Consider the following 12,035-nt stretch of genomic DNA (forward strand, 5'->3'; position numbering starts at 1 on the left):
TTCTCGCTAATCACTCCCATAAACCTGAATGCGATCGCGCCCTTGATGTTTCGCTTCATAAAGTGCATGATCAGCAGTCTGGATCAGAATCGTAAAATCTTCAGAGGTTGGTATTTGAATACTAATTCCGATACTGAGGGTAATACATGAACTGATCGGAGATTGAGCGTGAGGAAGTTTGAAATCATGGATCGCTTTTTGGATACTATCAGCAACCGTTTCCGCTCCTTCTCGCTCCGTATTCGGCAAAATCACCGCAAATTCTTCACCGCCATAACGAGCAACAAAATCAGACGGACGTTTAACGGCTTGGCGAATTGTTTGAGCGACAGTATACAAACAGCGATCGCCTGCTTCATGTCCATAATGATCATTATACCGTTTAAAGTAGTCAATGTCAATCATCATTAAAGCCAGAGAAAGTGCTTCTCGTTTGGCTCGTTTCCATTCTTGTTTAAGGTAGACATCAAAAGCTCGTCGGTTAGAAATTTTTGTTAAATTGTCCGTGATCGCTTGTTGATATAAAATACTATTAGTTTCATGAAGAACGAGTTCACATTGCTTGCGTTCAGTGATATCACGAACAATGATTAGTATACCCTGTCCATAAGGAATGGCTTTAACTGAATACCAAGCTGTTATTTCTGGGGTTTCATAGTATAAGTCTCGTTCAAAAGGGTGTCTAGTTTTGACAACTTTGATAAAATATTCAAATAAACTTGAATCAAAAATATCTAGAGAACCTTTCAATATTTGGGGATGAATAGATTTGTTTGTATTGGCTTTTAGGAAGCTTTCCATGACTGAGTTGATAAAAGTGCAATAAAAATAAGCAGGTTTATTGGGGCGACTTGGAATAAATTTTAAGACGGCAATTCCATCTGGACAAGCTTCTAGAATTTGAGCTATAGCTTGATGAGATTCTAAAAGCTTTTTTTCAATTTTTTTTCGGTATTTCAGTTCTTGCTTTAGTTGGTTTCTTTGCTGTTTTAAAATGAGTTGTTTTTCGACCCGAGCAATCACTTCTTCTAATAAAAAAGGTTTAGTAATATAATCTTCGCCACCAACTTCAAAGCCTTTAACTTTATCCACAGCATTATTAAAAGCACTCAGAAAAATAATCGGAATGTCTTTGGTTTTGGGATTGGCTTTGAGCTGTTGACAACAACTGTATCCATCCATTTCCGGCATTTGAATATCGAGTAAGATCAGATCCGGTAACTTCTCTTCTACTGCTTTTAATGCCGTTTTTCCGCTATCTGCTTGTCTAACTTGATAACCTAAGTTATTTAAAATTATTGTTAAAAGTGTTAAATTATCTAAATAGTCATCAACAACTAATATATTTGTTTTTAATTTATGATTCAAATTATCCATTGCTTTGAATTGATGAGGATTTATTTCAATGATTTGAGGTTTTTTCTTGACTTAATGGGATATAATCTCAAAAAATAATATTTAGTACCCCATCTCAAGGATGGTTTACTAATCCGGAATACTCTATTTATTTGTTTATTGTAAAAGACTGATTCTCTCAAAAAATATCATAGCATTGATTTCCAGGCAACCTCTTTATACTTTTATTAAGATTATAACAGATAGACAAATATCTTGATTATCAATAGATATCAAGCAATATTTATCTAATGAACACAAGCTATATAATTGCATTTATTTCCCACCAACTGATTCTATCTCCAGACATAATTTAATTATTTTTTCGATCATAATCTGTCTTAAGATAGTTTTATCCAAAACTTCTATGATAATCTAATCAGTATTTTACTCAAAAATAGTCAATCTTAAGTCTGATTTTTAGGTCAAGCTGTTTCGTCAAAAAAATTAGAGCAACAAAATCAAAAAATAGATTGAGTGAATCGGGAGCAAATTTGAGCTTGATTTCGTCAATATCTCTTGTCGGTTTCGGGAGAATAAAAATTAGAGAACAGTCAGAATTTCAAATTTATCCACAAAAACCACAGCGATCGGCAATTTTTCATTTAAAATTCCCAAGTAGGATCACTCATACATGATCCTAACCCGTCACGCCCCATGATTTGATCGTCGGACGAATCAACAGAATCATTATCATTTCCCCCATAATCTCACAGGAGAACTCAAAATGAAATCAGTTCAGGTTTTGATTAGTTTATTGGTATTAACCGGATTAAGCATCCCTGCAAGTGCGGAACTTCAAGCCGATATGAGACGCCTACTCGACACCAAACGTTGTCAACAGTGCGATCTCAGTGAAGCCGATCTCAGTGAAGCTGAACTAACGGGGGCGGATTTGTTAGGCGCGAATTTACAAAAAACGATTCTGAGAGGCGCGAAATTAAAAGGCGCTGATCTCAGTTCAGCAAATTTAATCGAAGCGGATCTGACTGGGGCAGATTTGCGAGATGCGAAGTTACACAGCACGACATTGAGAAAAGCAAATTTAAGCGCAGCTAATCTAACTTGGGCAGATTTGTATCGAGCTTTTTTGGAGGAAGCAATATTTAATGACGCTAATCTAGAAAATGCTAATCTCAATGATGCAAAATTAGATGGAACAAATTTTTGTGGGGCAACAATGCCGGATGGCACAAAAGGGCCTTGCTAGTGTATTGTAGATAGTTCATCTACCACTTTGATTCGACCTCGATAGATGGCTCGTAATAGTCTATCAATACAGCGTCTTTCTTCTTCGGTGAGTGAATCATCTAAAATCGCAGCCATCAAGCCATAACGATCTGCCAGAGTCAAGCAACCTGTCGCATTGACTTCTGCAAACAAATCGCCAAGTGCAGATTGAAGGAGTTGAACAGGAGGTTGCATAGGACTGAAAACCTACTCTCTATGTATGTATTCTAATTTATTTATTCAGTATAACCCGTGACGATACAGGGTTTATAGCCGTGATTTTCTAGGCTGAAATCAGTGATTTCTAGCAGTAGAAACCCGTGATCTAAAACAGGGGTAAGGTGTTAGATGGGTCACACCCAACAGAGATTAAAACTTTCTGATAAATTGATCCGCTATATGTTATAATAATTTTCTAAAAAGAAGACTTCTTAGAATTGCGTCAAGTTCGAGAAGCAGAAAATGAAAAAATTAAGGCTTTTTTTGCAAATTTAGATCAGAATTTTCTCACACAAACAATTCAATATCGCAATAGTGCGGGAAATCTTCACGTTGATTCCGTCGAACTTTTAATAACTCATTTTTTTAACCACCAAACTCATCACCGAGGACAAGTCCATGATCAACTCACTCAAACCTCGGTTAAACCACCCAGTCTGGATATGCACCGTATTTTACGACCCGATCCGGTTGAAAAATCCAATTAATTCTATATTTTTTTGATTTGATCTCAACTCTTGATTCCCTCGACTGTCGTATTTTGATATTGAGTTTCAAGGCGAGAAATGTGTTGATTATTGGGCTGAAGAAGAATTAATCTTTCAGGTGCAAGATGAACAAACCAAGGAAAGGGACGATCTCTCAATTTCGCCCATTTTTCTTTAAAAACTTCGGCTTGTAAATGATAATCATCAGGACTATTTGAAGGTCGATGTAGTTTGAGATAAAGCGTCATTCGGTGTTGAGTTTCACTGGTCATTGCCAACCAACAAGGGAAAGTATTCGGGTGATTATTGGTTTCAGGAAAGGTAAATTGATGGGCGCGAAATCCGACATGAGAAAGAGTTTCTGGAATCGGTTCTGCGGTTTGTAAAATACATCCCCAGTCAATCGCATCAACTTGATTTTGATTTTGATTAAAAGCGATCGCCGGAGAGAAATTCTTACATCCAGTTAATTGTGCAACTCTGAAAACAGAAGGATGTTCAAAAATATCTTGTTTGCGTCCTTGAGTGATAATTTTACCCTGATCAATAACTAACAAATTTTCACAAACGCGATAAGCTTCTTCTAGGTTATGAGTGACAAATAATGTGACTCCGTTGTGTTCCTTAAGGGTGGAAATAATCAGTTTTTCGACTTGATCACGTAGATGAGTATCTAGCGCCGAAAGTGGTTCATCAAGTAATAACGCTTCCGGTTTACTGGCTAACGCCCTCGCTAACGCCACCCGTTGCTGTTGACCCCCTGAAAGTTCACGAGGATAGCGATCACCCATTCCACCTAACTGAACTGAAATAAGCTGTCGTTCAACTTGTTGTTTAATCATTGAAGATGACAACCCCTTCGGCAAACCAAAGGCAATATTTTCAGCAATAGTTAAGTGAGGAAATAGAGCATAATTTTGGAATAAATAGCCGATATTTCGCTGACAACTAGGTAAATTAATCCCCCGTTCAGAGTCATAAAGTACCCGTCCATTGAGGATGATTTGACCCCGATCAGGCGTTTCCAAACCCGCCACACATCGCAAAACAAAGCTTTTTCCCGCACCTGAACCGCCCAATAATCCTAACGGTTGTTCGGAGGTACTAAACGACACATCTAAAACAAAATTTTGTAGTTCTTTTTGAATATTAACAATCAATTCGGGTTGGCAAATTGTCTCAGAAATAGGAAAGAAATGATATTCTAAATCTAAAGAAGAATTCTGAGATTTTCTCCCATTTTTATTTTTCCGAGAACTTGCTTCTTCTGACCAATTCACCGCCGTAATAATGCCTAAAGAAATCACTAAAATCACAATAACCCAGGCAAAAGCTACATCCATTCTTCCACCTTCAGCCGCAAAAAAGATCGCAACCGGGATGGTTTGAGTACGTCCGGGAATACTTCCTGCTAACATTAAAGTTGCCCCAAATTCACCCAAAGAACGAGCAAAAGCTAGCATTGTTCCTGAGAATAATCCGGGTTTAGCCAGAGGAAGCATAACTCGCCAAAAAATTGTCCATTCAGAAGCACCTAAAGTTCTCGCACAAGCTAATAGACTCCTATCAATTTGTTTGAAAGCACCTAAAGCCGTTTTATACATTAGGGGAAAGGCGACGACTATTGCGGCAATAACGGTTGCATACCACGTAAAAATTACCGAGAAATTAACCGTTGATAGCAGTTTTCCTAAAGGGCCGTATCTACCAAATAAAACTAACAGAAGAAAACCGACAACGGTTGGCGGTAAAACCAGAGGAGCAGTTAAAATTCCATCAATTAATCCTTTGCCTTTGCCGTGATAACTGAACATCAAACGGGCTGAAATTGTTCCTAAAAAGAAAGTGATAATGGTGGCAATAATCGCGGCTCTAAAGGAAATAAAAGCGGGAGAGAGATCGGAAAATACTTCTTCAAACATTAATCTATTTATCGGGTGTAAAAACTATTTTTGATCTTGTTTTTTGACTGGAAAATCTTAACTCATTTGCCAATTAAAAACTGTAGCGTTTGAATACATAATTGGCTGTGTTAATTGACTCTGTTCTCAACAATATTTAGGGTTCTACAATTCCAAATCCATATTGTTCAAACACCGCTTTTGACTGTTCACGGTCGAGAAATTGAATAAAATCTTTTGCAACTTCCGGGTTTTTACTGCTTTGAATGACGGCAACCGGATAAATAATTGGAGAATGAGACTCTGCGGGTGCAGTTGCCACAATTTTAACTTTGTCCGAGATTTTGGCATCGGAACTATACACAATTCCCGCATCAACATTTCCACTTTCAACATAAGTTAAAACTTGACGTACATTTTTGGCATAAACTTCTTTGGGTTGTACAGTTTCCAGTAAATTGAGGGAAGTTAAGACTTCTTGAGCATATTTTCCCGCCGGAACACTTTCGGGTTCACCGACTGCTATTTTTTCCACTGAATCGGTTGTTAAGTCTTCAAAGCTTTTGACTTGGTTTTCTGCTTTGGGAACAATTAAAACCATTTCATTTTTGAGTAAATTTTGGCGAGTTCCCGAGAGTAACAGCTCTTTTTCTTCTAGCGCGTTCATCTGTTTGGGAGCAGCAGAAATAAACACATCAACCGGGGCGCCTTGTTCGATTTGTTGTTGGAGAGAACCGGAAGAAGCCAAATTATAAGTCAGTTTTACTGCTGGGTTTTCTTGTTCATAAATGGGTTGAATGGCGTTGATTGCATCGGTGAGACTGGCGGCGGCGGAAACGATTAATTCGGTTTGTTCTGTCGAACTCACCGGAGTTGTATTGGTTTGTTGATTGGTTTGGCTACAGCCAACCGCTAGAACGAAAGAAAGGACAAAGCCACAAGCCAGGTTCAGGATACGACGACGATTCATAAGTGGGTTCTTTCTGGAGAATCAGTTTGCTAGTTTTTTTGACGTATGTACAAAATACTTACCACATTAAGTGAATTCTTTTTTTGTTTGTGTAGTTCCCAATACAGAATATAAATATTTTGTTAGCTATTAATCAGAAGCGCAAAGTGCGTCAAAAAAAGTTCGCAATCTTAGCAACGAGTCCGCGAAAGTCAACATCTGTCTTCCCCCTCAATGATCTCAGGAGAGTCACAAAAAAAAGACACCCAGATGACAAAATTTGCTACCTTTGTGTCGTGTATGTCTTTATGGGGAGTAGATTCAGGTCACTCTCTTGACAGACGTGACGCCCTGCCAATATACTCAATAGTGCCTAAATTGCGTTTCAGATTAGGGGAGTCGCGAATAGTTCCCTTGGGGAAAGGCTCATCGGGTTAAAAATAGATAGCGGCTTTTTTACCTGCGATCGCAAAATGCTGTCTCCGTCCAAAAACTCCCCCAAATGAACTTAGGGGAGTCTTAAAGCGGATGAATTCGTTTCAACTGAAAAATCTAGGATTTTCCTAGATGTAAGGCTGATGTAGTTTCTGATGAACTGTTTTCGTCTATTTGGGGTCACTAAAATCAATGAGCTGAGTCATGTAACCGATAACAACAACATCTTGCCCAATTTTTGACAATTGTTAACTCGATTACATTACAGTGAACTCTATAGAGTTATGCTAGGTACACTTACCATTTAACTCAGTTGCCAGCTTGGAAACTTAATCGTTGTCCCACTTCTCGGAACCGATCAAATCGCCAATTCGATCTCGTAGCAGGAAATTGCAAGCTTCTAACTCGCATTCTACACCTGCCCATTCCCGAGCCGGAATATATTGGCAAAGCGTATAAATAGGCTGTTGACGACTAACAGTACCTTTACTGACGAGTTCGCGGGCCTCGTCTTTGATCAAGTTGAGTGAGTATTGAACAGTGGTGTAAGTCATAAGATTTTCCCTCTTGGGGTTGCCTTGGGTGGTTTATGGCATCAGTATCTAATCATAATGGAAAAATTGCATTTAGGGAAGTGTTTTTTTCAGTATAAGTGAATACAATTCTGCCCTAATCTTTCCATTAACCGATTAAAATGTCATGATATCAGCATCAAAAGCTGACTAGGACGGGGTTAGGGGACTTAAGTCCCTCGTTCATTGCTCAAGTTCAACCGATGTTGATTCATAAAAAAAACAAATCTCCTGGCAAGCTGAAATATGCTATGCCAAATACGGATGGATAATAAAACTGTAATTTCTTGATGAGATCAACCTTAAGTCCGCAGGCGATCGCCTCTCCATTCTTACATAACTTGCAACTCTACAACTGTACAGAGCTTTACATTCCGAATAAAGTTTTTAAGGCAATCACCTGAGCCGATGGCATTTGACCAAAAGAGAAAATATAGGGCAAATGCGATGGAATTTCAGATCGAAATCGTTCTAAAGCATAAGGACTACCGTAAATCACTAAGGCTTGCAATTGACTCATTTTTAATAAATTCTTAAGCATAATCTCTGCAACCTCAGTTAAACCCGCACTCCCCCGAAAAGGATTTCCTCGAAGAAAAATCTGAAGTAGCGTTAAACTCGTCTCTGAGTTGAGGGATTCCTGAAAAGGTTGATTTTTTGAATCAATTAATTGTAGTTGATAACCCCATTCAGCCGGAAGTGCGATCGCCGGAGTATGATTTCCTAAGAAACCACAGTTTAACAGATCATCGACAATCACCACATTTCGCAGTTGAGGGGTTTCGGTCTGTGAAGGTTGTTTGACGGGGATAGTTCCCCCCATCTTCAGCGTTTCCTGCAAAACAGTCGAAACCGTTGCTTGAGCCACCGCACTCGATAACCTTTGACTCAAATCCCGAAAAGTGTGTTTTTCAATTTCAGACGGAAATAGACCCGGATGTTGTGCATTCCAACCCGGATAAACTTTCGCCTTAGCCGAACATATTCGTTGAACCGAAGATCGTATCCGCTCAGGGGAAATTCGACCCGAAACCACCGCATCGCAAACCGAGCGAATAGCCACCTCTGGATCAACAGGCATGAGTATAATATCAGCTCCGGCCTCAACTGCCAACACCGGGGCTTCTTCTGGGCTATACTGGTTGGCGATCGCACCCATAACCAAAGCATCCGTCACAATCAACCCGTTAAATCCGAGCTTCTGACGCAACTGACCCGTTAAAATCGAACGAGATAAAGTCGCAGGTCGTTGGTTATCCCAAGCCGCAATCAACAGATGAGCGCTCATCACCGCATCAACCCCCGTAGAAATCGCTTCTCGAAACGGGATCAACTCTAGTTCATTGAGTCGTTGAGCAGAATGAGGAATTGTCGGTAATTCTAAATGAGAATCAATCGCCGTGTCACCATGACCCGGAAAATGTTTGGCTGTCGTCAGAACCGGATAAGATTGACAACCCCGAATAAAAGCGCTCGCCAACCGACTGACTGTAGCTGGAGTCTCCCCAAACGAACGTACATTAATCACCGGGTTGTCTGGATTATTATTGACATCTACAACCGGAGCCAAGATCCAGTTTAAACCAATCGCCTGCGCTTCTAAAGCGGTGATGTTCCCCATCTGTTTCGCCGCTTCTACAGCCTGCTGAGGTTGGGAACTTGCCAACGAACCGAGCGCCATCGGGGGGGGAAACCAAGTTGCTCCTGCAAAGCGTTGACCCACCCCTTCTTCAATATCTGCGGCTAGCAGCAACGGGAACTTCGCCCAAGCTTGGAGTTGTTGAGTCCGAACAGCTATTTCCACAGCGCTACCATCAACGAGGAGAACCCCGCCTACCCCTAAGTCTTGTAACCAATGTTTTAACTGTGCGGCGGGAGGTTCCCAAGCCCGATAGCGAATTTGATGGTCAAAAAGATAACCAGAGGCTCGAACCACGACCATCTGGGCGACTTGTTCTGCTAGCGAGAGATTCATTCCGGTTGTGAATTATCAGAAATGTATTGCTCTGAAGAATCCTCCAGAGGAAGAGGATCTTCATCTGGTTTGCTGTTTTCAGAAATGTGATTCAGCAGCGACAACATTTTATCACCTCGCTCCAACGAACGATCTTCTAAAAACAAAACTTCTGGAGTTCGACGTAAACGGACTCGTTGACCCAGAGAGGAGCGGATATAGCCTGTCGCCGCTCGTAAACCTTCCATCGTTTCTTTTCGAGCTTCTTCGGTACCGTAAATGCTCACAAAGATTTTAACGTGTTGAAGATCACCTGCAACATTCACATCTGTGATGCTCACCATACCACTTCCAACTCGATCATCTTTCACTTCTTGCAATAATATTTGACTCACCTCCCGTTTAATCAACGCAGCAACCCGGGAAACGCGACGATCTGTAGGCATGACAATCTTCACCTAAGCTAGACTCCTACCAGTGTAGCGTGAGGTCTTCCCCTGTTTCTCAACTTCTCAATCTGGGGAACTCTTTTGTCACTCTACGGAGTCAGATCGCTTAACAGGCAATTTTATCCGTTATTTATCAGTCCCAACTTTTCAAAAATTGTTGATCAGAAATTTATTGAAATCTCATTAATTGTGCTTTTCTGCTGTTCAAAATGACTAACTTTTCGGAAGGGGTTTTAGATCCGAATTGAATACCCCTTGAAAAGATTGGTCTAAAATACAGAGACTTTAAGAGGCATAACTCTAAGCTGAAGTATTAGATCAACCCTCTCAAAATAGAATTCATCAAATAAAAAAAATTAATTTAATTCTCAAATTTGCCGGAGATACTCAAAAATAGATCGAAATTAAATTTACAAGAGAGTTTGTCAAAGATTAATTAGAACAACTCCAAGTCAGACCACAAAATACGCTCAAGTTGAATTCTGAGTGAGTTTATCATGTCAATTAAATTACTCGCACTTTCCCAATATCAGGTGCTAGTTGGGGTAAGTTTTTTCTGCCTGTTCATTATTGGAATCAAGCTGATATTATCCTCAAAAAATAATATGAATAATCTCAATCATCAAGTTGTCTTTTCCAGTCCTATTAAAATTTTAGGGTTGTTCAAGTCAATCAAAATCCGACGAACACAGAAAAAAATCTTTGCGATTAGTTTAGCACTTCTCACCTGTTTTGCGGTACTCAGTCCTCTAACCAGTTTCAAAGCCTTTGCAGGTTATTCTCGCTTTCCAGATAGCTTACAACGACAAACCCCCACATTTCAAGCTCAAAAAAACTGGCCCTGGGAAGGAACAAATATTCATCCTCTGGTGACTCGAATGCCCCTCGCCGCAGAAACCAGTATAGCAGCAGTCGCCCAATATATTACACAACGAGAATCTGATCCTTTTTTAGTCGTTAAAGCCTTGCATGATTATGTTGTGACAAGGGTTGAATATGATATGGCTGCTTATAAACGCAAATATTATCCACCTCAAGACGCCCAAACCGTTTTTAGAACAGGTAAAGCAGTCTGTTCAGGATATGCTAGATTAATGCAAGCATTAGGAGAAGTAGCTGGTATAGAAGTCGCTTATATTACTGGAGATTATCGAGATCTGACTGGGGGTTTAAGTGGTGAAGGTCATGCCTGGAATGGAGTTAAAATTAATGGTAAATGGTATTTGGTAGATGCGACTTGGGATACCGGATATTTAAACGGTTCGGAGTATATAAAACAGTACCGAACCAACTATTTACTTGCACCGCCTGATGTGATGTCAATGACTCATTTTCCCACTGACCCCGCGTGGCAATTATTACCTCGTCCTTTATCTCGTCCTGAGTTTATTCGACAGCCTGCATTACAACCCGACTTTTTTGCTGAAGGGTTCCGGTTAATAGCACCCAAACGTTCAAATATTCGTGTTCAAAATAAAGTTGCTATTCAGGTAGAAAACTCTAAAAATCGTTGGATGATGGCGGAAGTTGTTCCCCAAGGAAGCAGACAAACATTTCTTTGTAGTCCTCCCACTCGTCAAACCTCTAATATTAGTTGTTCTTTACCGGGTTCAGGAAACCATGAAGTTCGGCTTTTTAGCAGTCGAGATGAGTATGGAACCTATAAATATTTAGGGGGATTTCGGTTCACAACATAGACAAAAGTTTATGTTATTTTGAGTCTAAATAAACATCAAAATAACTGAGTTAACGATGGGTTAAATTATCCTAGCCCATCTCATTTTTTTATTCGGGAGTTTCAATATCAACTTGAACGTAAATATCTAATTATAATAAAATAACAAAATTATCAACAATGAAGTTTTTGATTAAATAGAGTAGATGTGATCACTTTTTAGAATAACCTCTCCCTAAATCCCTCTCCTGCGAGGCGAAAGACCTTTAAGAATCTATCCTTATTTCACTTCATCTGTATTAATTAAATTTATCGCTTGATTCAAAATTTCGACTCGATTAACCTTTTGTTCTAATTCTCGATAATCATAGCGTCCTTCTTCCACTTCTAGAGAAGCTTTGTTAATAGCTTGGGGATAGGCTTTTTCTAAGATTTGATACAATTCTTCTGTCTTCAAATAAACTCCTTTTGATTTGGGACGTTCGTTTAAATCTTGAATTTCTAAAGCGGAGTTGCGAATGGAAACATCCCAGGAACGAGTGGTGCGATTTTCGGCTTGTTGTTTAATTAAATGGAGTAGCAAAATGATGGCATAACTACGAATATTGTTAATAATATCTTTGCGACCCATTTCCTCTAACTCGTCAACTAGGGTTAATGATCCTTTGATGTCGCCTTTCAGTAGCAATTGTTTTAATTCTAGAATTTCTTCCATTATCTGAAAATTAATCAAGGATAATTTGATTTTAGCATTGAGAACTTCTCTAA

Annotated in this window: 10 protein-coding genes and 1 pseudogene; 3 read left to right on the plus strand and 8 right to left on the minus strand. The window is 39.5% G+C overall.

Going from position 1 to position 12,035, the window contains the following annotated elements:
- Positions 1–6: 6 nt before the first annotated feature.
- Positions 7–1,377 (minus strand): diguanylate cyclase domain-containing protein, encoded by a 1,371-nt coding sequence (locus tag L8106_RS10000; protein ID WP_009784154.1) that lies wholly within the window; start codon positions 1,375–1,377, stop codon positions 7–9.
- Between the two features lie 745 nt (positions 1,378–2,122).
- Between L8106_RS10000 and L8106_RS10005 the strand changes: the two genes are divergently transcribed.
- A complete protein-coding gene (locus L8106_RS10005) occupies positions 2,123–2,605 on the plus strand; it encodes a pentapeptide repeat-containing protein (RefSeq protein WP_009784155.1) in 483 nt (160 codons plus the stop codon).
- On the opposite strand, the gene L8106_RS10010 is transcribed toward L8106_RS10005, so the two are convergent.
- Positions 2,602–2,820, minus strand: coding sequence for a hypothetical protein (locus tag L8106_RS10010; RefSeq protein WP_009784156.1), 219 nt, complete (start codon positions 2,818–2,820; stop codon positions 2,602–2,604). The genes L8106_RS10005 and L8106_RS10010 overlap by 4 nt on opposite strands.
- Positions 2,821–3,059: 239 nt before the next feature.
- On the opposite strand from L8106_RS10010, the pseudogene L8106_RS10015 reads away from it, so the two are divergent.
- Positions 3,060–3,332 (plus strand): annotated as a pseudogene (locus tag L8106_RS10015) (DinB family protein); the annotation flags it as partial.
- Between the two features lie 23 nt (positions 3,333–3,355).
- On the opposite strand, the gene modB reads toward L8106_RS10015, so the two are convergent.
- The 5 genes from modB to rbfA all read right to left on the minus strand — a co-directional run bounded on the left by modB (position 3,356) and on the right by rbfA (position 9,589).
- Positions 3,356–5,254 (minus strand): molybdate ABC transporter permease subunit, encoded by a 1,899-nt coding sequence (gene modB, locus L8106_RS10020; RefSeq protein ID WP_009784158.1) that lies wholly within the window; start codon positions 5,252–5,254, stop codon positions 3,356–3,358.
- Positions 5,255–5,390: 136 nt separating this feature from the next.
- Positions 5,391–6,203: a molybdate ABC transporter substrate-binding protein gene (gene modA / locus L8106_RS10025; RefSeq protein WP_009784159.1), complete on the minus strand. Its 813-nt coding sequence runs from the start codon at positions 6,201–6,203 to the stop codon at positions 5,391–5,393.
- A 743-nt stretch (positions 6,204–6,946) separates the two neighbouring features.
- Positions 6,947–7,171: a DUF4327 family protein gene (locus L8106_RS10030; RefSeq protein WP_009784160.1), complete on the minus strand. Its 225-nt coding sequence runs from the start codon at positions 7,169–7,171 to the stop codon at positions 6,947–6,949.
- A 385-nt stretch (positions 7,172–7,556) separates the two neighbouring features.
- Positions 7,557–9,164: a glycoside hydrolase family 3 N-terminal domain-containing protein gene (locus L8106_RS10035; RefSeq protein WP_009784161.1), complete on the minus strand. Its 1,608-nt coding sequence runs from the start codon at positions 9,162–9,164 to the stop codon at positions 7,557–7,559.
- The gene (gene rbfA, locus L8106_RS10040; protein WP_009784162.1) at positions 9,161–9,589 is read right to left on the minus strand and encodes a 30S ribosome-binding factor RbfA; all 429 of its coding nucleotides are present in this window, start codon (positions 9,587–9,589) and stop codon (positions 9,161–9,163) included. The genes L8106_RS10035 and rbfA overlap by 4 nt, the downstream gene beginning before the upstream one ends.
- A gap of 608 nt (positions 9,590–10,197) precedes the next feature.
- On the opposite strand from rbfA, the gene L8106_RS10045 reads away from it, so the two are divergent.
- Positions 10,198–11,289, plus strand: a complete 1,092-nt coding sequence (locus tag L8106_RS10045; protein WP_050779101.1) for a transglutaminase domain-containing protein — start codon at positions 10,198–10,200, stop codon at positions 11,287–11,289.
- A gap of 258 nt (positions 11,290–11,547) precedes the next feature.
- On the opposite strand, the gene L8106_RS10050 is transcribed toward L8106_RS10045, so the two are convergent.
- The gene (locus tag L8106_RS10050; protein ID WP_039895955.1) at positions 11,548–11,982 is read right to left on the minus strand and encodes a DUF29 family protein; all 435 of its coding nucleotides are present in this window, start codon (positions 11,980–11,982) and stop codon (positions 11,548–11,550) included.
- Between the last annotated feature and the right edge of the window lie 53 nt (positions 11,983–12,035).

Source organism: Lyngbya sp. PCC 8106 (genome assembly GCF_000169095.1).
In the GTDB taxonomy this organism is placed as follows: domain Bacteria; phylum Cyanobacteriota; class Cyanobacteriia; order Cyanobacteriales; family Microcoleaceae; genus Capilliphycus.

Coding starts and splice junctions, on each gene's coding strand:
- L8106_RS10010 (WP_009784156.1), bottom strand. CDS start 2,820: ATGCAACCTCCTGTTCAACTCCTTCAATCTGCACTTGGCGATTTGTTT.
- L8106_RS10035 (WP_009784161.1), bottom strand. CDS start 9,164: ATGAATCTCTCGCTAGCAGAACAAGTCGCCCAGATGGTCGTGGTTCGA.
- L8106_RS10050 (WP_039895955.1), bottom strand. CDS start 11,982: ATGGAAGAAATTCTAGAATTAAAACAATTGCTACTGAAAGGCGACATC.
- L8106_RS10045 (WP_050779101.1), top strand. CDS start 10,198: ATGAATAATCTCAATCATCAAGTTGTCTTTTCCAGTCCTATTAAAATT.
- L8106_RS10030 (WP_009784160.1), bottom strand. CDS start 7,171: ATGACTTACACCACTGTTCAATACTCACTCAACTTGATCAAAGACGAG.
- modB (WP_009784158.1), bottom strand. CDS start 5,254: ATGTTTGAAGAAGTATTTTCCGATCTCTCTCCCGCTTTTATTTCCTTT.
- L8106_RS10000 (WP_009784154.1), bottom strand. CDS start 1,377: ATGGATAATTTGAATCATAAATTAAAAACAAATATATTAGTTGTTGAT.
- L8106_RS10005 (WP_009784155.1), top strand. CDS start 2,123: ATGAAATCAGTTCAGGTTTTGATTAGTTTATTGGTATTAACCGGATTA.
- modA (WP_009784159.1), bottom strand. CDS start 6,203: ATGAATCGTCGTCGTATCCTGAACCTGGCTTGTGGCTTTGTCCTTTCT.
- rbfA (WP_009784162.1), bottom strand. CDS start 9,589: ATGCCTACAGATCGTCGCGTTTCCCGGGTTGCTGCGTTGATTAAACGG.